Here is a 23,336-nt window from a genome sequence, read left to right on the forward strand (position 1 = left end):
CCCTTGCACCGAGCAGTGTATCGGATCATTTTGGAGCCATCAAGCCAGAGATTGCACTGAGAGGGGTGCAAAACAATCGGTCCATTAAGGTGCAAGCGCTCTCGCAAGCGTTTGCGCCGGCGGCAGCGGCTTGCCGTGTGAAAGCAAGGAGAAGTGCGATGACCACGATATTCCCGACTGCAGCCCAGCCCACATCCCGGAGCCTGGCGAGCGGATTCTTCCGCCGGCTCGGAAGCTGGGCAAACGGCATCGTCACTTATTTCGCGCGCCGCGAAGCCATCAAAACGCTGAGTGAACTGGACGATCGTGCGCTCCGCGACATCGGCATCGAGCGCGGCCGGATTGAATCGGCGGTGCGCGGCACCGTCGATCCGGAATTCGGGCGGATAATGTAAGGCGTCCGGCGTCGCCGCCCAGCGGCGCCGTCACGTCCTCAGTGCCGCACCACCAGCACCGAGCACCTGGCGTAGCGCACCACATGGCCGGCGTTGGAGCCGAGGAAGTAGGTCCGCATCGCCGGCCGGTGCGAGGTCATTACGATCAGGTCGGCCTTGATCGCCGCCGCCTCTTCGAGAATCTCGTGATAGATGCCGCCCTGCCGCACAGCGGTAGAAATGCGTGACGCCTCGATGCCGGATTCCTTCGCCACGATGGAGAGCGCTTCTTCCGAGGTGGCGCGCTGCTGCGCATCGAAATCGGCCGGCACATATTCCGCCAGCATCACCGGCGTCATCGGCAATACGTTGAGCAGCCGCACCGAGCCGTCCCAGGTCTGTGACAGCGTCGCGGCCGTTGCGATCGCGGGCTTGGCCAGATCGGTATCGGCGAGGTCGATCGGCACGAGAATCGACTTGAACATCTGCGCCTCCTGGCTTGAGTCCGTTCGGTCCTGACTTATCAGGATAGGGCTCCAGCCTTTTGTTTTGACGCGTCTTCTTTTACGCGAACTTGTTCTCAATTCGCTCGAAAAGCGCCTTGTGAAAAGCTTAGCATGGCGGGGCAGGGATGTCCGCCTGCCTCAATCGTCCAGTGCCTGCTTCAGCAATTTCGGGCTGGTGAAGCGCACGAGTTTGCCGCGGCGAAATGCCACTTCGCTCCAATCGTCGATCGCAAAATCCAGGATGGCCAGGCCTGCGGTTGGCAGATTGTCCTCGAGTGATTTCTTCGCCGTCGCATCGCCGCTGCCGGCGAGCATCAGCGCCAGCTCGTGCATGCCGGGATTGTGGCCGATCAGCATCAAGCGCGCGGGATCGATGATCTCGGCCATGCGGATGATCCGCAGGAGATGTGCCGGCTCGGCGCCGTAGAGTTCATCGAGCAGTTCGACCTGTGGCTGCGGAAGCCGTTCCCGCACTGCATCCTTCATCGCATCGCGTGCGATCTCCCAGGTCTGGCGCGACCGCACTGCGGTCGAAACCAGAACGGCTTCGGGAACGGGCGGATGCCGGCCGATCCAGGTTCCAATGGCCGCGGCGTCCCGTCGGCCGCGCTCGTCGAGTCGGCGGTCGTGGTCATGGCCCGAAGGCGCGTCGTGTTCAGTCTTGGCGTGACGCAGCAGCATCAAACGGCGCATGGGCACGATCTCGATTCGGTCTTAGTCTGGACTAATCTACAAGCTCATGTCTGGGACAAGGTGACAAGCGCCGCAGCCGCCCGTAAGAAACGCCATGCCTGAGACTTTCACAAGTGCGACCAACGGCCCCGAGGACGACGCGCTTTTTCGCTCGCGTCTATCGTTCGACCTGGATGTTGACATTTGCGTGGTCGGAGCCGGCCTTGCCGGCCTGACGGTGGCGCTGGAAGCCGCGCGCCTCGGCGCCAGCGTGGCCGTGCTCGAAGGCCGGCATGTCGGCTGGAACGCTTCAGGCCATCAGCTCGGCACGGTCATGCCGGGCTACAGCCTTCCGATCAGCGACCTGATCGAGCGCGTCGGACTTGATGACGCGCGCGAGCTGTGGGCGATGTCGAAGGAGGGCGCCGATTACGTTCGCGCCGCCGCCACCGAAGCGGCGATGCCTGGCATTGCGCTGACCGAGGGCGCGCTGGAGGTCTCCAACGTCGACGCCGGCGAAACGCTGATCAGCCGCCTGCAGACGCTGAGCGAAGATTTCGAGACCGAGGTCGAGGGATGGCAGGTCGATCGCGTTCGCGATCAGCTCGGGACCGCACGCTATTTCCACGGCATCTATTATCCGCGTGCGTTCCAGATCGACGGCCGCAAATATATCCGCGGTCTCGCCGCGCAGGCGAGGCGGGCGGGCGCGCGCATCTTCGAGGATACGCCTGTCGTCAGCATCGATCCGTCAGGGATTCGCAAGCGCATCGTGACGCCGTCGGCGCGGCTGCGCGCCTCGCACATCGTCCTGGCCGGCAACGTTCATCTCGGAGCCCCAATGCGCCGCCTGTCGGAAACGTTGCTGCCGGTCTGGCGCTATGCCGCGGTGACGGAGCCGCTCGGCGAGCGGCTCGGCGAAGTGATCGCCTTCAAGGGGTCGGTCGCCGACAGCGACGGCATCGATCATTTCCGGATCGTCGACGGTGACCGGCTGATGTGGGCGAGCCCGGAAACCACCTGGGAGGCGCGGCCACGTCGCTTTGCACCTGTCATTCAACGCCGCATTGCCACCATCTTCCCAGCGCTCGGCAAGGTCGCGATATCAGACGTGTTCGGCGGTGCGGTCGGGGTGACCGTGCACGGCATGCCGCAGATCGGCCAGTTGCGCAAAGGGCTGTGGGTCGCCAGCGGCTTCGGGCGCCATGGGCTTAACACCTCGGCGATGGCGGGGCAGGTCATCGCGCGCAGCATTCTGTGGGGCGAGGAACGCTGGAAACTGTTCTCGCCGTTTGAACTGGTCTGGGCGGGCGGCGCCACCGGCCGCGTCGCCGGCCATCTGATCGGCGTGTGGGGGCGGGGCCATGCGGCCGCGGCGGGCGCGCTGGCCCGTTACCGCGAAGGCGCTCGAGCCCGGGAACGCGTTCGTGAGGCGCGATTGGCGGAGGCCAACCGGCAGGCCGGAACCAGGCCGCCGCGCCGTCCGCCGGTTGGACAACGCCCGGCGCGTTCACAGCCTCCGCGCCCGGCAGAGGCGCGGGACGGCGGGACATCAGCCGCGCCCTCGCAGGAAAGTGAGAAAATCCGGGACGGATCCGTGTAACGTCGGCGCTTGTGGGCCGTATTTGATGGCGAACCGTTAAGCCCGCCATGCACGGAGACTTCCATGTTCGACCGCCGTATCCTGCTCGCATCCGTCGCCGGCCTGTTTGGCTTGGCCGCTTTCCGCTGGCTGCGCGGCAGCCCGGCGCAAGCCGCCGAGAAATTCGAGGTGGAAAAGACCGACGCCGAATGGCGCGCACAGCTCACGCCGCAGCAGTATGAAATCCTGCGCAACCATGGCACCGAGCGGCCGGGCTCGAGCCCGCTGCTGAAGGAAAAGCGCAAGGGCATCTTCGCCTGCGCCGGTTGCGACCTGCCGCTATTCTCCTCGGAGACCAAATACGAGAGCGGCACCGGCTGGCCGAGCTTCTGGAAGCCGCTCGACAACGCCCTGGGCGAAACCAAGGATACGACGTTCGGGATGACGCGCACCGAAGTCCACTGCCGCCGCTGCGGCGGACACATGGGCCACGTCTTCGACGACGGCCCGAAGCCGACCGGCTTGCGCTATTGCATCGACGGGTTTGGGCTGGTGTTTCACCCGGCAGGTCCTTCGGCTTCGTAAGGCGCTGCCCGGCAATTGTTGCCCGCCCGGCAAATGTGCCCTGGTCTTCGGACCGGGGCTTTTTTCTTAAGCGCTTGATTTTTATTGATTTTGTAGTTTGGCACAACGCTTGCGACATCTTCTCCCGACGCGGCCTCGGTTTCCCTGGAACGGCGAGCCGCCCGGATCGAATTTGGAGAACATGTCATGGGTATCTTCGGCGCTCTTACCACGTCCGTCGCGGGCCTGCGCGCGCAGTCCTACGCGCTGGAAAACATCTCCGGCAACATCGCCAACTCGCAGACCACCGCCTTTAAGCGGATCGACACCAGCTTCCTCGATCTGATCCCGGACACCGGCGTCAACAATCAGCTCGCCGGCAGCGTCACCACCGCATCGCGTGAGACCAACACTGTGCAAGGCGACGTGCAGGCCGCGTCGGTCTCCACCTACATGGCGATCAACGGCAACGGCTTCTTCGTGGTGCAGAAGCCGGGCAGCTTCAGCGATAACCAGCCGGTGTTTTCGGGCGTCGACAATTACACCCGCCGCGGCGACTTTGCGCTCGACAAGAACGGCTACCTGGTCAACGGCGCCGGCTATTATGTCGAAGGTGTTCCGATCGATCCGGCGACCGGCAACATGACCGGCAGCGTGCCGCAGGTGCTGAAATTCGCCAACGACTTCCTGCCGGCGGTGCCGACATCGGTGGTGAGCTATCGCGCCAACCTGGCGAGCTATCCGCTGACCACCAAGCACGACAATTCGATTCCGGGGTCGGAGCTGCTGCAGCCGGCGGATTTTGCGTCCGGCAATCCGCGCACGCTCGGCACGCCTGCCACGCCTTATGGCGACGCAACGATCACGGGCGCCGCCAAGAACAACAAGCTGACCACGCCGACCCCCATCACGGGATCAACCCTGTTGAACGGCGGCACAAACACGGATTCGCTCACGACCAATTTCGTCCTCGGAGATACGATTACGGTGGACGGCACCGCGATCACCATCGTCAGTACTCCAACCAATCTGGCCGCCAACCAGATCAATCTCACAACCGGCACCATCCAGGATCTGTTGGCAAATATCCAAGCAATCACCGGCGTGGCGCCGACGATCAGCGGCGGTGCGATCACGCTACATAGCGGCACTGGCGCCAACCTCACGGTCACTACCAGCAATACTACTGCATTTGGGGCCCTTGGCCTGACCGCGCCCGTGAATGTGCCGCGCACCGGCGGCGGCACTGCCGGCACCGGAAAGGTGCTCGGCAGCGATCTCCAGGCCTTCATCAACGAATCCGTCAGCGGCGGAGCGGTGACCGCCTACGACATCTCCGGCTCGCCGGTCAGCCTGCAACTGCGCTGGGCCAAGGTCGACAGTTCATCGCTCGGCACCGGCCACACCGATACCTGGAATTTGTTCTACCAGGTCAACTCCAGCGCCACCGGCACCGATCTCGCCTGGCAGAACGTCAATACCGACTTCACCTTCTCGCCGAATGGCCAGATGACGCCGCCGATCGCCGGCATCACCCTGACGGCGCCGACCATTGGCGGCGTGCCGCTCGGCAATATCTCGCTCAACTTCGGCGCCGGCGGCGTCACACAGTTCGCCGATGCCAACGGCAACGTGAAGGTCAACCAGATCCAGCAGGACGGCTTTCCGGCCGGATCGCTGCAGACCGTGTCGATCGGCCAGAACGGCCGGGTGGTCGGCAACTATTCCAACGGTCGCAACATCGACCTTGCGCAGATTTCGGTCGCAACCTTCAACGGCACCAATTTCCTCAAACGCATCGACGGCGGCGCGTTTGAGGCGACGGACCAGTCCGGCCAGGCGCTGTTCGGCAGCGGCGGGACGATCGTCGGCTCGTCGCTGGAAAGCTCCAACACCGACATCGCCGACGAGTTCACCAAGCTGATCGTCACCCAGCAGGCCTATTCGGCCAACACGAAGGTGATCACCACATCCAACTCGATGGTTCAGGATCTGCTGAACGTACTGCGATAGGTCGCGCAGATGGACGGTCTGATCCGGCGGGGAATTGAAACGAGCAGTTTGTCATGAGTCTCAGTCAAGCCCTCTCAATTGCCATGTCGGGATTGCGCGCCAACCAGCTTGCGCTGTCGCTGACGTCGTCGAACGTCGCCAATTCCGACACGCCGGGCTACATCCGCAAGACCGTCAACCAGATCCAGACGTCCTCCGGTTCGATCGGCGCCGGCGTCAGCGTCACCGGCGTCAATCGCGAACTCGACCTGTATCTGCAGCAGCAGATTCGCACCGAGCAGTCCGGCGCGTCGTACGCCGACCTGCGCTCTTCGATCCTGAGTAGCCTGCAGTCGATCTACGGCACCCCCGGCGGCACCGGAACGCTGGAAACCGCGTTCAACAATCTGGTCACCGCGGTGCAGGGGCTATCGACCAGCTCGGACAGCCAGTCGGCACGGATTGGCGTGCTCAATGCCGCGCAGTCGCTAACGCAGCAGCTCAACAGCATGTCGGCCGGCATCCAGTCGCTGCGCAGCCAGGCGGAATCCGGTCTCAATTCGGCGGTCAACACCGCCAATACGGCGATGCAGCAGATCGTCAATCTGAACACCCAGCTTGCTAGCGGCGACACCACCGATGCTGCGGCCGCGGCTCTGAAGGACCAGCGCGACCAGTATGTCGATCAGTTATCGCAACTGATGGACATTCGCGTCATCGACAACGGCAACAATCAAATCCAGGTCTTCACCAATTCGGGCGTGCAACTGGTCGGTGCCGAGGCCTCGACGCTGTCGTTCAATCCGCAAGGCACGGTGACACCGAACACCCAGTGGGACGCCGATCCGACCAAGAGCACGCTCGGCACCCTCGCGGTCCATTTCCCGAACGGCGGTTCGCTCAACCTGATTCAGACGAATTCGATCCGCTCCGGCACCATCGCCGGCTATCTCGAACTGCGCGACAAAACGCTGGTGCAGGCACAAACCCAGCTTGACCAGTTCGCCGCCAATATGTCGAGCCTGCTGTCCGACAAGACCACGGCCGGAACTGCGGTGAGCTTGCCGCCCTCGAACGGCTTCGATCTCGATCTGTCCGGTCTGCAGAACGGCAATGTAATCCATCTCACCTATACGGATGTCGGTAACGTCCAGCATCAACTGTCGCTGGTGCGGGTCAACGATCCGTCGGTGCTGCCGTTGTCCAACAACGCCACCACCGATCCCAACGATCAGGTGATCGGCATCGATTTCTCCGCCGGCATGGCTTCGGTGACGAGCCAGCTCAATGCGGCGCTCGGTTCGGCCGGCCTGCAGTTCTCCAATACCGGCTCGACGCTGCGGGTGCTCGACGACGGCGTCGGAACCGCGACCGTGAATGCCGCCTCCGTGACGTCGACCACATCGTCGCTGCTGGGCGGCAGCGGCGAGGTGCCGTTGTTCACCGACGGCAACGGCCTTTATACCGGCGCGATCACCGCGGCGGGCCAGCAGTCGGTGGGGCTCGCGGCGCGCATCCGGGTGAACAGCCAGCTCGTCGGTGATCCGTCGAAGCTGGTGCAGTACAACGCGACGACGCCGTCCGGCGACACCAAGCGACCGGATTTCCTTTACCAGCAGCTCACCGCCGGCAAGTCGCTGTATTCGCCGTCGACCGGCTTCGGTACCTCGACGTTGCCGTTCCAGGCGACGCTGTCGAATTTCTCGCAGCAGATCGCCAGCGCCCAGGGCCAGGCGGCGGACACCGCCAAGCAGATCGCCGACGGTCAGGACGTGGTGCTGAGCACGCTGCAGCAGAAGTTCAACAGCGAGTCCGGCGTCAACATCGACGAAGAGATGGCGCATTTGCTGTCGCTGCAGAATTCATATGCGGCGAACGCGCGGGTGATGTCGACCGTCAAGCAGATGTTCGACGCGTTGCTGCAGGTCTAGCGTTATGGGTTTGGCGCGACAGGTTTGGAGTAGGTCATCATGACGATTAGCGGTGTAGGCACCAAGACATCGATTCTGGCGTCGCGAATCCTGGACTTGCAAAGCCAGTTCGACAGTCTGCAGACCCAGCTTGCCACCGGCAAGAAATCGAACACCTATGCCGGCATGGGCGTCAACCGCGGCTTTGCCGTCGCGCTGCGCGCGCAGGTCAGCAGCATCGACGCGTTCGCGGATACGATGACCAATGTCACCACGCGCATCAACGTCGCCAACGCGGCACTGACGCGGATTATCGCGATCGGAACCACGGTGCAGGGCGCGGCGGTGACGTCCTCGACCCAGATCACCAGCAACGGCCAGACCATTGCCCAGGGCACGGCGCGCAGTTCGCTCGACGAGATGCTGAGCCTGCTGAACAGCCAGTCGGGCGATCGCTATCTGTTTTCCGGACGCGCCACCGACACGCCGGCGACGGCGGCGACCGACGACGTTCTCAACGGCGTCGGCGCGCAGGCGGGCCTGAAGCAGCTGATCGCGGAACGCAAGCAGGCCGACGTCGGCTCCGGCACCGGCCGGCTGACACAGGCGACGCCGACGGCGACGTCGATTTCATTGACCGAGGACACCGGTCCGTTTGGCCTGAAGCTCGCCTCGATCACCTCGTCGGCCGCAAGCGTCACGACCACCGGGCCGACCGGCTCGCCGGCCACCGGGTCGTTCGATCTCGGCGCGACCAACCTGAACACCGGCGACACCATCACGCTGGCGTTCAATCTGCCGGACGGCACCTCGGAAAACGTGCAGTTGACCGCGACCACCACGACGCCGCCGCAGGCCGGCCAGTTCCTGATCGGCGCCAACTCGACCGCGACCGCCGCCAACATCAACGCCGCGTTGACCACCGGCGTCGGCGGCCTCGCCAACGGCGCGCTGGTCGCTGCGTCCGCGCTGAAGGCGTCCAGCGAATTCTTCAGCGGCAGCCCAGTGCCGCGCGTCGGCGGTCCGCCGTTCGCCACCGCGACGACGCAGGTGCCCGGCACGGCTGCGAATACGCTCTCCTGGTATACTGGCGAAACCGGCACCGACCCCGCGCGCGGCACCGCGGTGGCACGCGTCGACGACGGCATCACCGTGCAATATGGCGCCCGCGCCAACGAGCAGGCGCTGACGGCGCAATTGCAGACCATTGCCGCCATGGCCGCCATGACCACCGTGTCCGGCGACCCCAATGCCAGCGCCCAGATCGGCGCGCTCTACCAGCGGGTGGCGACAAAACTTCTGCCGCAGACCGGCCAGCAGAGCGTGCAGGATATTGCGGCGGATTTCGCCGGCGCGCAGGCCGCGATGAAGTCGGCAGGCGATCGCCAGACCCAGACCAGGAACACCGCGGAGACCATGCTGCAATCGATCGAAGGCGTTACCGACGCGGAGGTCACGGCGAAACTCCTCGCCGTGCAGAACAGCCTCAACGCGTCGTACCAGACGACGGCGATGCTGTATCAGACGACGCTGCTGAAATACATCTAAGGCGTGCTGCGCGGTTTAAATTCGTGCAAACTCTCAGCAGTCGTCCCTGCGAACGCAGGGATCCATAGCCACCGGCAGCAATTGTTTCGCGCGCTGGTCGTTAACTTGTCTTTTCCGACAACGATGGCTGCGGCGTATGGGTTCCTGCGTTCGCAGGGACGATAGGTGAGAGTGCGAAGCGCACCTCGGCGGTATTTACGTTCGCTTAAGACCTGGCCGGCAACTCGCCCGCCAAATCGATTTGATCTCTCCCACCATCTTCACCCCTTTTTAACCATGATTTTGGAACCGGCGCGGTAGCACCGTTTCTGCCGGTCCCAATTTATTTCTCGTTGATCATTTGCTTTCAGGGTGCCCCCCGGGTTCGGCCAAGAAGGCCGGGCTGTTGCGTAACACCAGAAAGGTTGTTTCCATGTCTCTCTCCAACATCACCCTCTCGGCTTCGGTTCGCCAGAACCTGCTCTCGCTGCAGGGCACCGCCGATCTGCTCTCGACCACGCAGACCCGCCTTGCCACCGGCAAGAAGGTCAACAGCGCGCTCGACAACCCGACCAACTTCTTCACCGCCGCCGGCCTCGACGCCCGCGCCAGCGACATCGGCAACCTGCTCGACAGCATCGGCAACGGCGTGCAGGTTCTGCAGGCTGCCAACACCGGCATCACCTCGCTGTCAAAGCTGGTTGATACCGCGAAGTCGATCGCCAATCAGGCGCTGCAGACTACCTCGGGCTACAGCACCAAAGCCAGCCTCAAAACGGACGGGCCGACCGGCGCCGGTGTGCTCGACGACGCAGGTACAACGACCGATCTGACCAACGGCGGCACGAACTCGCTGCAGGGCAAGACGCTGGTCTTCACGACAGCGACCGGTGCGACCACACTGAACATCAGCAATGTGGCCGGTGCCACCAATGTCAACTCGATCGACTCGATCAATACGAAGCTTGCGACGGCTGGCATTCAGCTGACCGCAAGCCTCGACTCTGCAGGTGCGATTACCTTCACATCCACCAACGATGCGGCTTCGCAGACGATCACCAAGACCGGGGTCCTACGCTGCGCCGCCCGCTGGTTCGTCGACCTCGGTGGATATTTCCGGCACGGTTGGCACCACCGCGGCGGTTAGCGCGGCGGTCGTCGACGTCAACTCGCAGAACACCCGTGCAAGTCTCGTTGCTCAGTATAACCAGATCATCCAGCAGATCACGACGACGGCGCAGGACGCGTCCTTCAACGGCGTCAACCTGCTGAATGGCGACACGCTGAAGCTGGTGTTCAACGAAACCGGCAAGTCGACCTCGACGATCACGGGCGTGACCTTCAATCCGAATGGTCTCGGCCTGGGCTCGGCCACCGTGGGCACTGACTTCATCGACAACGCCGCCACCAACAAGGTGCTGACGGCACTCAACACCGCCAGCACCACGCTGCGCTCGCAGGCTTCGGCCTTCGGTGCCAACCTCTCGATCGTGCAGATCCGTCAGGACTTCTCGAAGAACCTGATCAACGTGCTGCAGACCGGGTCGTCCAACCTGACCCTGGCCGACTCCAACGAGGAAGCGGCCAACAGCCAGGCGCTGTCGACCCGCCAGTCGATCGCGGTCTCCGCGCTCGCGCTCGCCAACCAGTCGAACCAGAGCGTTCTGCAGCTCCTGCGCTGATTTCGGCGAACTACTCGATCCATCACGGCGGCGGGGCTTCGGCCCCGCCGTTTTTTTGTGTCCGGGGTCCGGCAGCCGCCGTCGCGACAAGAGGAGCAGATCGCTAGAAACAGCGCCTGAAACGGGCGCGAACGGCGTATCAGAGTATTTTAACCATGCTTGCTAAGGTGCGGTTAACCACATTTTAAAGGCTTTTGTTCATAACCTTCTCAGGTGAAGTCATGTAGCCCGTCGGCGCGGGAGAAGGCGCTGGCGACGCACACTTGAGGAAGGCGTTGAATATGTCCGATATCGTCCTGACGGCGGCAGTCCGCCAGAACCTGCTCTCGCTGCAGGGCACCGCCGATCTGCTCTCGACCACGCAGACCCGCCTCGCCACCGGAAAGAAGGTCAACAGCGCGCTCGACAACCCGACCAATTACTTCACCGCGGCCGGCCTCGACGCCCGCGCCGGCGACATCAGCAATCTGCTCGACAGCATCGGCAACGGCGTCCAGGTGCTGCAGGCCGCCAACACCGGCATCACCTCGCTGCAGAAGTTGGTCGATACCGCCAAGTCGATCGCCAACCAAGCGCTGCAGCAGCCGACGGGCTACAGCACCAAGTCCAGCATTGCATTCACCGGCACGGGCACCGGGGTCGCCCCCGCAGGTCCGGCGACTGCCGCCGACCTCACGACCAGCAAGCTCAACGGTGGTGTTTACACGTTCACCAATTCGGCGGGCACCGCTGTGACAATCACCGTCGGCACGGCTGCGTCGGCCTTCAATCCCACGACCAAGACGGCGACTGTCAAGACTCTCGACCAGCTCAACACGGCGCTCGCAGTGGCGGGAGTCAACCTGTCGGCTTCAATCACCGGCCCGGACGATCTGACCTTCACGTCGACCAACGACGGTGCAGGCCAGACGATCACCGGCACCGCGGCTGCAACTGCGCCGGTGACGCTCGACGCGATCAACATCAGCGCCAACGCGTTCGGTGGCGGTGCCGGCGGTGCAGTCGTTGCAGCGATTCCCGACGCAGTTTCGCAAACCGCGCGCGCCACCCTGGTCAGCCAGTACAATCAGGTCATTGACCAGATCAAGACCACGGCGCAGGATGCATCGTTCAACGGCATCAACCTTTTGGACGGCAACTCGCTGAAGCTGATCTTCAACGAAACCGGCAAGTCGACGCTGACGATTGCAGGCGTCAGCTTCGACCCGAATGGCCTTGGTCTCGCAAAGCTCGCCGCCGGCACCGACTTCATCGACAACGTGTTGACCGGCAAGGTGCTGACGGCGCTCAACAACGCCAGCAGCACGCTGCGCTCGCAGGCCTCGGCGTTCGGCGCCAACCTCTCGATCGTGCAGATCCGCCAGGATTTCGCGAAAAACATCATCAACGTGCTGCAGACCGGTTCGGCCAACCTGACCCTGGCCGACTCCAACGAGGAGGCGGCCAACAGCCAGGCGCTGTCGACCCGCCAGTCGATCGCGGTCTCCGCGCTCGCGCTCGCCAACCAGTCGCAGCAGAGCGTGCTCAAGCTCCTGCAGTAAGCGGAGAAACGTTTCGAGCCATCAAACGGCGGGGCAGGGCCCCGCCGCTTTTCCTTAAGCCACGATGGAGCCGACGGACGACGCCCAAAACTCGCTCCGTTGATGAAGCAAAAGCCTTTTTTTTGATGCAGTTTTGCATTCGAATGTTCGGGTATTGTTCATGGTGATTCGTGTAACTGTTTCCGGACACGCGCGCCGCGCTGCGGCGGTTTGCAAGGGATAAGGCGATGGCGCTGAAGGTTGAATTGAAGCCGTTCGAGCGGATCATCATCGGTGAAAGCGTCATCACCAATTCGGAGACGCGAGCCCACTTTTTGATCGATGGCGCAGCGCCGATCCTGCGCGAGAAGGACATCCTGACGGCGGAGACAGCCAATTCTCCGGTGAAGCGGCTCTATCTCTGCGCGCAGATGATGTACCTGGAAAAGGACATCCCGAAGTACCAGGAGCTTTATATGGGCTTCGTCAAGGATTTGCTGGAGGCGGTGCCGAGCTTCAGGCCGCAGATCGAGGACGCAAGTAAGCTAATTTTAAGCGGCCAGCTCTACAATTCGTTAAAGGAAATCCGCAAGCTTATCAAACTGGAAGAGGAGTTGCTGAGGTGACGAATGTCTAGTGCTGCCGCCAATGCCTACGCGCGTGTTGCGACCACTACCTCCTCCCCCCGTGATATCGAAGCCCAGGCCCTGCTGAAGGCGGCGAACAAGTTGCAGGCCATTGTCGGCAACGAAAACGCGACGAGCGAACAGATCTCCGAAGCGCTGATGTTCAACCGCAAGCTATGGGCCATCTTTCTCAGCGACGTCTTGCGCGACGAAAATCAGCAACCGTTGGCAGTGCGACAGAACATCGCCAACCTCGGTATCTTCGTTCTGAGCCAGACCATGGCGCTGCAGATCAGCCCGCAGGTCGAGCACATCAAGCCGCTGATCGAGATCAACCGCAATCTCGCGGCCGGCCTCAGCGGCCGCGCCTGAACAGCAACGGGCATCAAGCAGGAAGGTTCAGCTATGGGTGATATCTTCAGCACTCTTGCAGCCGGCTACACGTCCAAACCCCCGACGCCTCCGTCGCATACGAAGTATGTCCCCGTCGATGCCACGCAGTGGGAAGGGACCTGGAAGGGGACCTATTCGACGGGCGAGAAGTTTTCCTTCTCGGTGTCCAACGTGGAGGGATTTCGCGGGAAGGTGAGATATCAGAGCGGCAACGGTCCGATCAAATACCAGGACATCCTGATCAAGGACAACGCCTTCAAGATGGGCGACTCCAAATTCCTGCTGTCGAAGGAGGGCCACGGCACGATCAAGACCGTGGTCACCAATCCCGCCACCGGGCAGTCGACCCTGAACTCGGCGCCGGTCGATCGGGTCTGATTGTCCTGAACCTCGCTTCGCCGCAATCGACGTCACGACCGTCAACGATGCAGCTCATCGACGATCGGCGCGGTCGCCGGTGAAAATGCCGCGAGTCCGTCACATTTGGTAACCGTTCCTAACCACATTTAAAGGCACGGACTGTATGAAAGTTGGGCAGTTTTGAAGTCCCCCCAGCGCGAACCGCTCCCATCGAGGTCGTGAATGTCCAATGCAGCCCAAGCCTACTCGCGTACGTCACATACAACGGCATCCCCCCGTGAAATCGAGGCGCAGGCGCTGCTGAAGGCTGCGAGACAGCTTCTGGATGTCCAGGCCAATTGGGCGGGCCCCGACAAGAACATGCACAATGCGCTGCTCTTCAATCGTCGGCTGTGGTCGATCTTCATGAGCGCGGTGGAGACCAACGACAATCCGCAGCCGCTGGAAATCCGTCAGAACATCGCCAATATCGGCGTGTTCGTGATGAAGCAGACCATCGATATGCAGATGAATCCGGATCCGGCGAAACTGAAGTCGCTGATCGACATCAATTGCAACCTCGCCGCGGGCTTGTCAGGCAAGGCTTGACGGTTTCGCGGCTTGACGGTTCGCGCGTCAAGCCTTGCGATCGGTGGCAAGAGCGCGCGTCGGCGCGCCCTTGGTCAGGTCGAGGGCGTGGAAATAGGCGCGACGGCGCAGCACCGCTTCATCGGGAAACTGCTGCACCACTGCGCTGGTCCTGGTATCGACGACCTGGTAGACGATCGAGGCGGCTGCGCGATCGAAAACCACCTGGCGCGATCTGGAAGCATTGACCGCATCTGACTCCGAACGCGCACGTGCGCTCGCATCCGCCGCCGTGACGCTTTGCGCCACCGGCAGATCTGTCGTGACCGCCTTATGCACCGCTTCGCTCACGGGCGGTGTGATCGGCGTTGCAACCGGGGCCCCTACCGGTTTGATGCTGAAATCCGTACTCATGGCAGCCTCCTGGCTTCCCTCGAGTCAAATCCCAACCCCTCATCGATCGCAATATAGCTCCACACCTCTCAATGGGATGTTAGGGAATACGCTAAACCCCGCGCTGACGCTGGTGCGGCAATTTAGTGAAAAATTTAGCGACCGCATGCCCCCGGATGTGAGCGGCTTGGCGACGAGATCAAGCGCGCTTAGAGGTTTACAGCGAACGGCTGACCGTGAGCGGCGTGATGTTGCGCGGTCCCGGCGCGGCGCGCTGTCCCGAAGCTGTATAGGTGCTCGGAATGTTCTTGCGCTGGATCTCGGTGTTGACGCCGCGCACGATGCCTTCGGATACCGCGTGCGCGGTCGCAAGAACGGTGAGATTGATCTGCAGCATCGCGCGGAAGGTGTCGTGATGACGTCGGAGCGTGGTCAACAATTCAGGCGATACCTGCGCCAGATATTTTTGCGCGTTCTTCAGGTTCTCGACCGCGACCATGTAGCGGCGCGACAGCTCGCCTTTCTGCTCTTCCAGCCGCATCGCTTCCGGAATCTTGCCGGCGCGAACCAACTCGGTTTCGCGCTCGATGATGCCGAGCAGGGCGCTCATCACGTCCATCAGCTCTTCGGCGAGCTTGCGCGCCTCGGCCGGCGTGGAGATCGCTCTTGCCGGTGCGGGTGCGGGACTGGCCTGAGGACGCTGATTCATGTCGGGGTTTCCTTTTGGATCAGCCGGCGCGGTTGGCTTGCTGCAGGATCAAGGAGCGGAAGACGTCGTTGGAAATGCCGATGCCGCCGGATTTGGCGAACGATTTCGAGTATTCGTCCGTCAGCATCGAGCGCCAGACGCCGGTGCCGGTCGTGTCGCCGAACGGTCCTTCGCCTTTGACGCCGGTGGTCATCTGCGAAAACATCGAGTTGAGGAACATCGCCTCGAACTCCTGGGCCTTGGCGCGCGTCTTCTTCTGCGCCTCGGGCGAGATCTTCTTGAGCGCGTCGGCGAGTTGCGGATCGTTGCGGCCGTTGATCAGCGAAGTCTTTTTCTTCGAGTATGCACCTATGCCATTGATAAGGCTCGTGTCCATCACATCACCTCGATGTCGGCCTGGATCGCGCCGGCGGCCTTGATCGCCTGCAGGATGCCGATCAGGTCACGCGGGCCGATGCCGAGGCCGTTGAGGCCGTCGACGAGCTGCTGCAGCGAGACGCCGTCTTTCACGACCGCGAATTTCTTGCCGTCTTCGCTGACGCTGACCCCGGTCCGCGGCGTCACCACAGTGCGGCCGCGCGACAGCGGATTGGGCTGGCTCACTTGCGGGCTTTCCGTAATCGTCACGGTGAGATTGCCTTGCGCTACCGCCACGGTGGCGACGCGGACGTCGCGGCCCATCACGATGATGCCGGAACGTTCGTCGATGACGATCTTCGCGGCCAGGTCGGGATCGACCTGCAATTGTTCGATCTCGGTCAGGAAGGCGACGACGTTGCCCTTGAATTCGGCGGGGATCGCGAGCTGTACCGTGGAGGGATCGATCGGCTCGGCGGTCTTGACGCCGAGGAAATCGTTGACGGCCGCCGCAATGCGCTTGGCGGTGGTGAAGTCGGCGTTGCGCAGCGCCAGCCGGACATTGGGCAGGCGATTGAGCGCGAATTCGATCTCGCGCTCGATGATGGCCCCGTTGGCGATGCGGCCGACGGTCGGCACGCCGCGGGTGATCTTGGCGGCTTCGCCTTCGGCCTGGAAGCCGGAGATCGCAAGCGAGCCCTGGGCGACCGCGTAGACGTTGCCGTCGGCGCCGAGCAGGGGGGTGACGAGCAGGGTGCCGCCCTGCAGATTCTTGGCGTCGCCGAGCGCGGACACGGTGACGTCCATCCGCGTGCCCTGGGTGCCGAACGCCGGCAGGTTGCCGGTGACCATGACGGCGGCGACGTTGCCGGTGCGGATGGTGGCGCCGCGGATGTTGACGCCCATGCGCTCCAGCATCGCCTGCAGCGATTGCTTGGTGAAGGGGATGTTGTTCAGGGTGTCGCCGGTGCCGTTGAGGCCGACCACGAGGCCGTAGCCGATCAGCTGGTTCTGCCGCACGCCTTCGATATTGGCGAGATCCTTGATCCGCGACGTCGCGCCCGCGGCCGAGGGCGATAGCACCAGCGCCACCAGCGCGGCGCAGGCCACCCAAATCAGTCTTGCCGAACGGACGCCGGGCATCCTGTGCTCCCCTCGAGATCTTCCACTGGACCGCTGATGCCACTCCCATGGCGGCGGTCCGCCATTAACTATGCGAGCGCCGTGCCATGTCGCGCGTCTGATGCAATGCCTTGATATTGCTGAATGTTCGCGGAGGTGCGATGCCGGCGCGGCTTCACCATGATGGGCGAAACTGCCGCGCGTCGGCAGATTTTGCCGAGCTGTTTACGCGTCATTAACCATAAGAAGGCGAAGGTCTCGCTACTCTCACGGCGAGACCATCCCGATGCGCATCTACGGACCGAACGGCACCACGCTTGGATCGCCCGCGAGCCACACGCGGCGAACCAGTTCGACCGGCTTCTCGCTGCCGGAAACGCCGACAACGCCCGAAGAGCCGCGCTCGGCCGCGGCACCGAAGGCAGCCGGCAACATCGATGCGCTGCTCGCCCTGCAGGGCGTCGAAGATCCGACCGAGCGCCGCAAGCGTTCGGTGGCGCGGGGCAGGGGCGCGCTCGACGTGCTCGACGAACTCAAGATCGGACTGCTCTCCGGCAATCTCGATGCTTCGACGGTGCACCGGCTGCGCGACGCCGCGGCCAATCTAAAATCCTCCTCAGGCGATCCCGGCCTCGATGCCGTGCTGTCCGAGATCGAGCTGCGTGTTGAAGTTGAGCTCGCAAAGGCCGGACAGTTCTAAGATTTACGCCGCTATGTCCTTGCGCGCCGCGTCGTAACGGCGCTGCGCGTTCAATACCTCCTTCAGATTGTTCTCCGCCCACTCCCGCAACGGATCGACCGCACCGGCGAGTGTCGCGCCGAGCGGCGTGATCGAATACTCCACCGTGACAGGCACGGTCGCGATCGCGCGTCGCCGGATCAGTCCGTCGCGTTCGAGCGACTTGAGAACCTGGCTGAGCATTTTCTGCGAGATGCCTTCAATCGTCCGCCGTAACGCATTGAAACGCATCGGCTCGTCGCGCACGAGAAGTAGAATTAACACCGCCCATTTGTCGCCGACGCGATCGAGGATCTGGCGTGTCGGGCAATCGGCCGAATAGGCGTTCGGGGTTTTCGAATTGGCGGCTTTCACGGCGGTTACTCCGGCGTAATCAGGTGACCCAAAAGTGCTCTCTTCACACTTACATCCATATGGCTATCTAGTCACTATTGGATACCACATTCGCGTATCGCAAGGGAGACTTCCATGAAAATCGCCGTCATCGGCGCGTCCGGCAATGCCGGTTCGCGCATCACCGCTGAGCTCGCCCGCCGCGGCCATGCCGTGACCGCCATCGCCCGCCATCCCGAAAAGATCGCTGGCGAGGCCAACGTCACGCCGGCCAAAGGCGACGTGATGGACCAGGCCGGCCTTGCCCGGCTGCTGGCCGGCCACGACGCCGCAATCAGCTCGGTTCATTTTCTTGCCAGCGATCCGGCCAAGCTGATCGGTGCCGCCAAAGAATCGAAGGTCGGCCGCTACCTCGTCGTCGGCGGCGCCGGCAGCCTCGAAGTGGCTCCGGGGGTCCGGCTGGTGACGACCCCGGGCTTTCCCGTGGCATACAAGGCGGAAGCCGAGAAGGGCGCCGCCTTCCTCGACCTGCTCCGGGCCGAAAAGGAACTCAACTGGACCTTCCTGTCGCCCTCGGCCTTGTTTGTGGCCGGCGAGCGAACCGGCAAGTTCCGTCTCGGGACTGAGCAGCTTTTGACCGCCACCGACGGCAAAAGCTCGATTTCCTTCGAGGATTTCGCAGTCGCACTCGCCGACGAGATCGAACGCCCGGCCCATATCCGCCAGCGTTTTACGGTCGGATATTAAGGCAGCGGACCGTCCCGATAGCTTTGCCTGTGCAAGGCCTTGGGGGCGGTACTCCCACGGGGACGGACGATATTGTCTGTCACAACCCGCCGCTATATAAGGCCGGCGCGGACGGACAATTTTCCGCCCCGCCTTGTACGTAAAGATGGGCTGGCCTTGGAAAAGTTGAAGAATTATCGACCCTCCGAAAAAGAGCCTTTCATGAACGACCGCCAGCGCGATTATTTTCGCGCCAAGCTGCTGGCGTGGAAGGATGAGATCCTGAGGGAATCAAAGATCACCCTGCAGACCCTTCAGGAAGAGAACGTCAATCATCCCGATCTGGCTGATCGCGCCTCTTCTGAAACCGACCGCGCCATCGAACTGCGCGCCCGCGATCGCCAGCGCAAATTGATCTCCAAGATCGACGCCGCGCTGCAACGCATCGAGGACAACACCTACGGCTATTGCGAGGAGACCGGCGAGCCGATCTCGCTCAAGCGGCTGGAGGCCCGCCCGATTGCAACGCTGTCGGTGGAAGCGCAGGAACGTCACGAGAAGCGCGAGAAGGTTTATCGCGACGAGTAGGGCAACGCCTGATGTCTGACCGCGTCCGGTCAGCGTTGCAGGTTGCAAACGAGAAAGCCGCCGCTGATGGACAACATTCTTGCGGCCGCACAGATCATCGCTACTGCCCGCCGCAACCGCACGCCGCTGGCCTCGCTTCCCGTTGAGCTCGTGCCCGGTGATGAGGCGGCCGGCTATGGCATTCAGCGCGCCGTCCACGACCTGCTGCTGCCGCAGACCGGCAGCCTGGTCGGTTACAAGATCGGCTGCACCAGCGCGGTGATGCAGCAATATCTCGACATCCCCCATCCCTGCGCCGGCGGCGTGTTTGCCAAGGGCGTTCACGACAGCGGCGCCAAGCTGCGCTACGGCGACTATGTCCGTGTCGGCGTCGAATGCGAGATCGCGGTGCGGCTCGCGCGCAATCTTGCGCCGTCGGAGGCCCCGTTCACCGCGGAATGGATGATGGAGGCGATCGAGGCCTATCACCCCGCGATCGAGATCGTCGACGACCGTTACGTCAAATGGGAGACGATGGGCGCGCCGACGCTTGTTGCCGATGATTTCTTCGCCGCCGGCTGCGTGCTCGGCAAGGCCGTGGCGCGCACCAGGGCGCCGGATTTGCTGAAGGTCGCGGGCCGCGCCCTCATCAACGGCGAGGAAGCCGGCCGCGGCACCGGCGCCGACGTGCTCGGCCATCCCCACAACGCGCTGGCCTGGCTCGCCAATCATCTCGCCGACGAAGGCAAGGGACTGCATGCGGGCCAGATCGTGCTGACCGGAAGTCTGGTGAAGACCGTGTGGCTCAATGCTGGCGACCGCGTGAAGATGGAGCTCGACGGGCTGGGGACCGTGGAAGCGAAGTTCGCGTAGATTTCGCATGGTGGGCAAAGCGACTTGTCCGCCGACCTCAACAAGCGAAGGCGGAAGCGTGCCCCACTATTCAGCACAATGATTTTGAGAGATGATGGGCACAGCGCAAGGCGCGCCCTTGCCCACCCTCATGGACGAGTGGGTACGATGGCTGAGAGCGTTCCGTCGGTTCTCGAATCTGACGCCAGGGGTGAAATCGCCGACATCTATGCCGACATTCGAAAAATTCTCGGCACCAGCGTGGTCAACCTGATCTGGCGCAACCTCGCGACCATGCCGGGCGCGTTGGAATGGACGTGGTCCACCGTCCGTCCGCTCTATCTCGGCGACGGCCCATTGCATGCCGAAGCCGTCAGGCAAACGATCGCGCTGCCGGACTGGCCCGGCTTCTCCACCGACACCTTGCTTGCCGCAGGCGTGGACGAGGCCGAACGCGGGCTCATTCGTGACGTGCTCGACAGCTATCAATATACCAACGCGCTCGCACTCGTCGTGCTCTCGGCGCTGCTGGCGCATTACGAGCCGCGCCCGGCCAATACGGTGACGGCCGCCGATACCGCGCCAAAACCGTCCGGCGCCAAGATCCCGGAATTGCCGCCGATGGACGCGCTCGATCCCGAAGTGGCGGCGCTGGTCAGCGAATTGAATTCCTTCGGCGAAGACGCTGAACCGCAACTGATCGCGAGCATGTACCGGCACCTGGCGTATTGGCCGGCCTATCTGGCGCTGGTGCGAACCATGCTGGCGCCGCTGCAGCGCCAAGGCCGGCTGAATGCGCTTACGCTTTCGACTCGCGCGCTTGGCTATGCCCATGGCGGTGTTCTCGCGTCGCAACTGAAACCTGCCACGCCGCCGGACACGCTGAAGGGTGCGCTCGCTTCCTGCCGCCTGTTCGTTGAACATCCGATCGCGCGGATGACCGGACTCTGCGCCCTGATCCGGCGCGCGACGCCGCAGTGAGGCGTCAGCTATCAGAGCACTTCAGATCGGACTTGTCCCAGAATGCCTTGATGGCATTGAAGGGAACGGTAAGGCGTTCCCGATTCCCCATGAAACGCAGCAGGACCTCGAAGCGGTCGTCCTTGATGCTCAACTGCTCGAAGTCATTCTGCAGGATGATCGTCATATCGTCGGGATACTTCGACTTGAGGCCGATCGACAGTTTCACGCCGTCGGCGTGGGTGCGGAACGTGACATTGACCGGCCGCTGCTCCGAGGCGAGCTTGAGCGTCTCGGCAATCCTGGTGCGTGCCGTCGGCTTGCTGCACGGCTCGGCGAACGCAGACGAGGCCGGGATGAGGATCGCGAGGAGGAGAAGCAGCATCGCTTCATAAGAGATGGCCATGCTCCGCGCTTGCGGGGTATCCGGTACGCCGCGACCTGTCGTTTCCATCACTGCTGTCTCTGGAATACTCGATCGCCTGCCTTCACGGGCGAATCACAACGAGGTCGGCGTTCGCGTCCCGTGGCTCGCCCTTGCCCGCGGTTATGCTAACGGGTTCCCTCAAAAAGGAAAGAGGGCGCAGGGAACGTCGGCTCGCCGCGCACCCGCCGCCCGTGTGTATTGCGAGCAGGCACACGCCGGTTACCACAGGTACCAGCGCTTCCTTGCAATGGCTTTAACGGGTTGAGTCGTGTTCTCGCGGCCGGCGAATTCGTCTGCCACCGTCGCTGGGGAGTTAATGGTTAATTGAAAAACCGGTCGGGACTGGAAGAGAGGGTTCGCGTGCATGGCGCTAGTAACGGTTGCCAGGACACCCGATCTTGTCGCCCGCAGCCTCGTTAGCCAAACGATCGGGCGGGCATGCGCTGCTGACTGATGCTTAGGGGGTTACCGTCCTGCGACAAACTTGCACACCCGGCCTACCGCATCGTCCGCGACGATCGCAGCATGTCTGTTGTCGGTACTGCTGCGCCGCGCTTGCGCGCACCGCCGAGGAGAGGCGTAAGCGCGGTTTCGCTTCTTTCGCGGCGGCGATGGCGGCGGCTGCGTCCCTCTGGCGCGCGCGATGCGCGCTCCTCATCGGGGTGAGGTTGTAGGAGCGATGGTTTGGGGCGACGCGATTTAATAAGCGGTATCGGGAAATGACGGTGGCCGATTCCGCTTCTTTTTGTCGGGCGGTCGGCAACCGCATCGCCGTCACAGGCTGATGACATACGCGCTCATCGCCAACAGAACGGCGACGCTTATGGCGATAATAATCAGGAAGAATTTTCCCATTGCTCTGCCTCTTTAGGTCCCCAACGCAAAGCAACAGGAATAGTTCTGTGCTGACGGACGAACATACCTGCGTTCGCAGAAGGCCCGCCCATCTTGGCGGGCCTTCCGAGGTCAGGGCGTGACCGCGATCAGATCGCGACGCCGTAATAGTCGTTGACGGCGCGGGTCCTGGTCGGGTCGCTCCAGTTCCAGGTGTTGTCGTTGCGGTAATGCGGTGCGCCCTTGAGCTGCGCTTCCGTCACGCCGGTCACGTAGCCGCCGAGCGAGGTATCGTATTTCAGCGATTGCCAGGGCAGCGGATAGTGGTCGTCGCCGATGCCGAGAAAGCCGCCGAAAGAGAGCACGGCGTAAGATACCCTGCCGCTTTTCTTGTCGATCATGACGCGCTCGATCGAGCCGATCTTGTTGCGATCGGCGCCATAGACCGCAGTTCCCTCGACCTTGTCGCTGCCGATCAGGTTGCCGGTTTCGTTTGCTTCCAAAGACATGGTTCCCTCCGTCGAGGTTGATGGATGAAAAACGAGGAGGGGCGGGGAAACGTTCCGGCGGGAAAAGTTGCGCATCGAAGCACGCCCACGACACCCGAGTAGCGCAGCATCCTGTCAATGATTTTCAAATCGACCACGGCTTCCGCAGTAGTGCTGATGCCATCAACTAACAGTGACCCTCGCGATGTGAAGTACCTCATGCGGCCACAACGGGCCTGGACCTACGAAGGCGCTGTTAGCGTAGGAGGGAAACATGCGTATGGTATTTCTTGCCCTCGTGACATCGGCATTTGTCTTCTTCACCGGTCTTAGCGCGGCCTCTGCGAAGGATTACCGCATTCAGGGTGATGACTTCGCCGGCGGGTCGGGCGAGTGCATTTCGCGACCAACACGCAGCTCGTCGACAAAAGCCGTGTGGGGCGTCGTCCGAACTGACATCGGACCGCGCGAATAGCAACGTCCATCACCAGCTCGCAGTAGCGGGCATGCGAGCCCTGCAGGGCTTTCCCCTGCGGGGCTTGGCTGTTATTGTC

27 protein-coding genes are annotated in these 23,336 nt (G+C 62.7%); 18 read left to right on the plus strand and 9 right to left on the minus strand.

Annotated features, from left to right (window positions below):
- Positions 1-158 precede the first annotated feature (158 nt).
- On the plus strand, positions 159-395 hold the full coding sequence (locus tag V1288_RS21635; protein WP_334358973.1) for a DUF1127 domain-containing protein: 237 nt from the start codon (positions 159-161) through the stop codon (positions 393-395).
- A 38-nt stretch (positions 396-433) separates the two neighbouring features.
- On the opposite strand, the gene V1288_RS21640 is transcribed toward V1288_RS21635, so the two are convergent.
- Together V1288_RS21640 and V1288_RS21645 are read right to left on the minus strand one after the other, a co-directional pair.
- Positions 434-859, minus strand: a complete 426-nt coding sequence (locus V1288_RS21640) for a universal stress protein (protein ID WP_334358974.1) — start codon at positions 857-859, stop codon at positions 434-436.
- Between the two features lie 159 nt (positions 860-1,018).
- Positions 1,019-1,573, minus strand: a complete 555-nt coding sequence (locus V1288_RS21645; RefSeq protein ID WP_334358975.1) for a SixA phosphatase family protein — start codon at positions 1,571-1,573, stop codon at positions 1,019-1,021.
- A 94-nt stretch (positions 1,574-1,667) separates the two neighbouring features.
- Here V1288_RS21645 and V1288_RS21650 point away from each other — a divergent pair, with 94 nt between their 5' ends.
- The 12 genes from V1288_RS21650 to flaF (V1288_RS21705) all read left to right on the plus strand — a co-directional run bounded on the left by V1288_RS21650 (position 1,668) and on the right by flaF (V1288_RS21705) (position 14,296).
- Entirely contained in the window at positions 1,668-3,155 is a 1,488-nt protein-coding gene (locus tag V1288_RS21650; protein WP_334358976.1) for an NAD(P)/FAD-dependent oxidoreductase, read from the plus strand.
- 63 nt (positions 3,156-3,218) lie between these two features.
- Entirely contained in the window at positions 3,219-3,719 is a 501-nt protein-coding gene (msrB, locus tag V1288_RS21655; protein ID WP_334358977.1) for a peptide-methionine (R)-S-oxide reductase MsrB, read from the plus strand.
- 186 nt (positions 3,720-3,905) lie between these two features.
- Positions 3,906-5,711, plus strand: a complete 1,806-nt coding sequence (locus V1288_RS21660; RefSeq protein WP_334358978.1) for a flagellar hook protein FlgE — start codon at positions 3,906-3,908, stop codon at positions 5,709-5,711.
- Positions 5,712-5,764: 53 nt separating this feature from the next.
- Positions 5,765-7,621, plus strand: coding sequence for a flagellar hook-associated protein FlgK (flgK, locus tag V1288_RS21665; protein ID WP_334358979.1), 1,857 nt, complete (start codon positions 5,765-5,767; stop codon positions 7,619-7,621).
- Between the two features lie 39 nt (positions 7,622-7,660).
- A complete protein-coding gene (locus V1288_RS21670) occupies positions 7,661-9,148 on the plus strand; it encodes a flagellar biosynthesis protein FlgL (RefSeq protein ID WP_334358980.1) in 1,488 nt (495 codons plus the stop codon).
- 385 nt (positions 9,149-9,533) lie between these two features.
- On the plus strand, positions 9,534-10,274 hold the full coding sequence (locus tag V1288_RS21675; RefSeq protein ID WP_334358981.1) for a flagellin N-terminal helical domain-containing protein: 741 nt from the start codon (positions 9,534-9,536) through the stop codon (positions 10,272-10,274).
- A complete protein-coding gene (locus V1288_RS21680) occupies positions 10,234-10,809 on the plus strand; it encodes a flagellin (RefSeq protein ID WP_334358982.1) in 576 nt (191 codons plus the stop codon). Before V1288_RS21675 ends, V1288_RS21680 begins: the two co-directional genes overlap by 41 nt.
- 281 nt (positions 10,810-11,090) lie before the next feature.
- The gene (locus V1288_RS21685) at positions 11,091-12,350 is read left to right on the plus strand and encodes a flagellin N-terminal helical domain-containing protein (protein ID WP_334358983.1); all 1,260 of its coding nucleotides are present in this window, start codon (positions 11,091-11,093) and stop codon (positions 12,348-12,350) included.
- 227 nt (positions 12,351-12,577) lie between these two features.
- On the plus strand, positions 12,578-12,955 hold the full coding sequence (gene flbT, locus V1288_RS21690) for a flagellar biosynthesis repressor FlbT (RefSeq protein WP_334358984.1): 378 nt from the start codon (positions 12,578-12,580) through the stop codon (positions 12,953-12,955).
- Positions 12,956-12,958: 3 nt separating this feature from the next.
- Positions 12,959-13,327, plus strand: a complete 369-nt coding sequence (gene flaF / locus V1288_RS21695) for a flagellar biosynthesis regulator FlaF (RefSeq protein WP_334358985.1) — start codon at positions 12,959-12,961, stop codon at positions 13,325-13,327.
- A gap of 33 nt (positions 13,328-13,360) precedes the next feature.
- Positions 13,361-13,726 (plus strand): hypothetical protein, encoded by a 366-nt coding sequence (locus V1288_RS21700; protein WP_334358986.1) that lies wholly within the window; start codon positions 13,361-13,363, stop codon positions 13,724-13,726.
- A gap of 204 nt (positions 13,727-13,930) precedes the next feature.
- Positions 13,931-14,296: a flagellar biosynthesis regulator FlaF gene (gene flaF / locus V1288_RS21705; protein WP_334358987.1), complete on the plus strand. Its 366-nt coding sequence runs from the start codon at positions 13,931-13,933 to the stop codon at positions 14,294-14,296.
- A 27-nt stretch (positions 14,297-14,323) separates the two neighbouring features.
- Here the strand turns inward: flaF (V1288_RS21705) and V1288_RS21710 are convergent, their stop codons facing one another.
- The 4 genes from V1288_RS21710 to V1288_RS21725 form a co-directional block, all read right to left on the minus strand.
- The gene (locus V1288_RS21710; RefSeq protein ID WP_334358988.1) at positions 14,324-14,689 is read right to left on the minus strand and encodes a hypothetical protein; all 366 of its coding nucleotides are present in this window, start codon (positions 14,687-14,689) and stop codon (positions 14,324-14,326) included.
- A 196-nt stretch (positions 14,690-14,885) separates the two neighbouring features.
- Positions 14,886-15,377, minus strand: a complete 492-nt coding sequence (locus V1288_RS21715) for a hypothetical protein (protein WP_334358989.1) — start codon at positions 15,375-15,377, stop codon at positions 14,886-14,888.
- A gap of 19 nt (positions 15,378-15,396) precedes the next feature.
- Complete coding sequence (gene flgJ / locus V1288_RS21720; RefSeq protein WP_334358990.1) at positions 15,397-15,753, minus strand: flagellar assembly peptidoglycan hydrolase FlgJ; 357 nt, start codon at positions 15,751-15,753, stop codon at positions 15,397-15,399.
- Positions 15,753-16,877 carry a flagellar basal body P-ring protein FlgI gene (locus V1288_RS21725; RefSeq protein WP_334358991.1) on the minus strand — a complete coding sequence of 375 codons (1,125 nt, stop codon included), beginning with the start codon at positions 16,875-16,877 and terminating at the stop codon, positions 15,753-15,755. Before V1288_RS21725 ends, flgJ begins: the two co-directional genes overlap by 1 nt.
- A gap of 265 nt (positions 16,878-17,142) precedes the next feature.
- Between V1288_RS21725 and V1288_RS21730 the strand changes: the two genes are divergently transcribed.
- Positions 17,143-17,556 carry a flagellar assembly protein FliX gene (locus V1288_RS21730; protein WP_334358992.1) on the plus strand — a complete coding sequence of 138 codons (414 nt, stop codon included), beginning with the start codon at positions 17,143-17,145 and terminating at the stop codon, positions 17,554-17,556.
- Between the two features lie 3 nt (positions 17,557-17,559).
- Here the strand turns inward: V1288_RS21730 and V1288_RS21735 are convergent, their stop codons facing one another.
- Positions 17,560-17,949 carry a winged helix-turn-helix transcriptional regulator gene (locus tag V1288_RS21735; protein WP_334358993.1) on the minus strand — a complete coding sequence of 130 codons (390 nt, stop codon included), beginning with the start codon at positions 17,947-17,949 and terminating at the stop codon, positions 17,560-17,562.
- 114 nt (positions 17,950-18,063) lie between these two features.
- Here V1288_RS21735 and V1288_RS21740 point away from each other — a divergent pair, with 114 nt between their 5' ends.
- From V1288_RS21740 to V1288_RS21755, 4 genes are all read left to right on the plus strand, one after another.
- The gene (locus tag V1288_RS21740; protein ID WP_334358994.1) at positions 18,064-18,675 is read left to right on the plus strand and encodes an NAD(P)-dependent oxidoreductase; all 612 of its coding nucleotides are present in this window, start codon (positions 18,064-18,066) and stop codon (positions 18,673-18,675) included.
- Positions 18,676-18,876: 201 nt separating this feature from the next.
- Positions 18,877-19,242, plus strand: a complete 366-nt coding sequence (gene dksA / locus V1288_RS21745; RefSeq protein WP_092509290.1) for an RNA polymerase-binding protein DksA — start codon at positions 18,877-18,879, stop codon at positions 19,240-19,242.
- Between the two features lie 66 nt (positions 19,243-19,308).
- Complete coding sequence (locus tag V1288_RS21750) at positions 19,309-20,094, plus strand: 2-keto-4-pentenoate hydratase (protein ID WP_334358995.1); 786 nt, start codon at positions 19,309-19,311, stop codon at positions 20,092-20,094.
- 147 nt (positions 20,095-20,241) lie between these two features.
- Complete coding sequence (locus V1288_RS21755) at positions 20,242-21,054, plus strand: hypothetical protein (RefSeq protein ID WP_334358996.1); 813 nt, start codon at positions 20,242-20,244, stop codon at positions 21,052-21,054.
- 4 nt (positions 21,055-21,058) lie between these two features.
- On the opposite strand, the gene V1288_RS21760 is transcribed toward V1288_RS21755, so the two are convergent.
- Together V1288_RS21760 and V1288_RS21765 are read right to left on the minus strand one after the other, a co-directional pair.
- Complete coding sequence (locus tag V1288_RS21760) at positions 21,059-21,439, minus strand: ClpXP protease specificity-enhancing factor SspB (protein WP_334358997.1); 381 nt, start codon at positions 21,437-21,439, stop codon at positions 21,059-21,061.
- 1,004 nt (positions 21,440-22,443) lie between these two features.
- Positions 22,444-22,803 carry a PRC-barrel domain-containing protein gene (locus tag V1288_RS21765; RefSeq protein ID WP_334358998.1) on the minus strand — a complete coding sequence of 120 codons (360 nt, stop codon included), beginning with the start codon at positions 22,801-22,803 and terminating at the stop codon, positions 22,444-22,446.
- Positions 22,804-23,336: the final 533 nt, after the last annotated feature.

Source organism: Bradyrhizobium sp. AZCC 2176 (assembly GCF_036924645.1).
GTDB lineage: Bacteria > Pseudomonadota > Alphaproteobacteria > Rhizobiales > Xanthobacteraceae > Bradyrhizobium.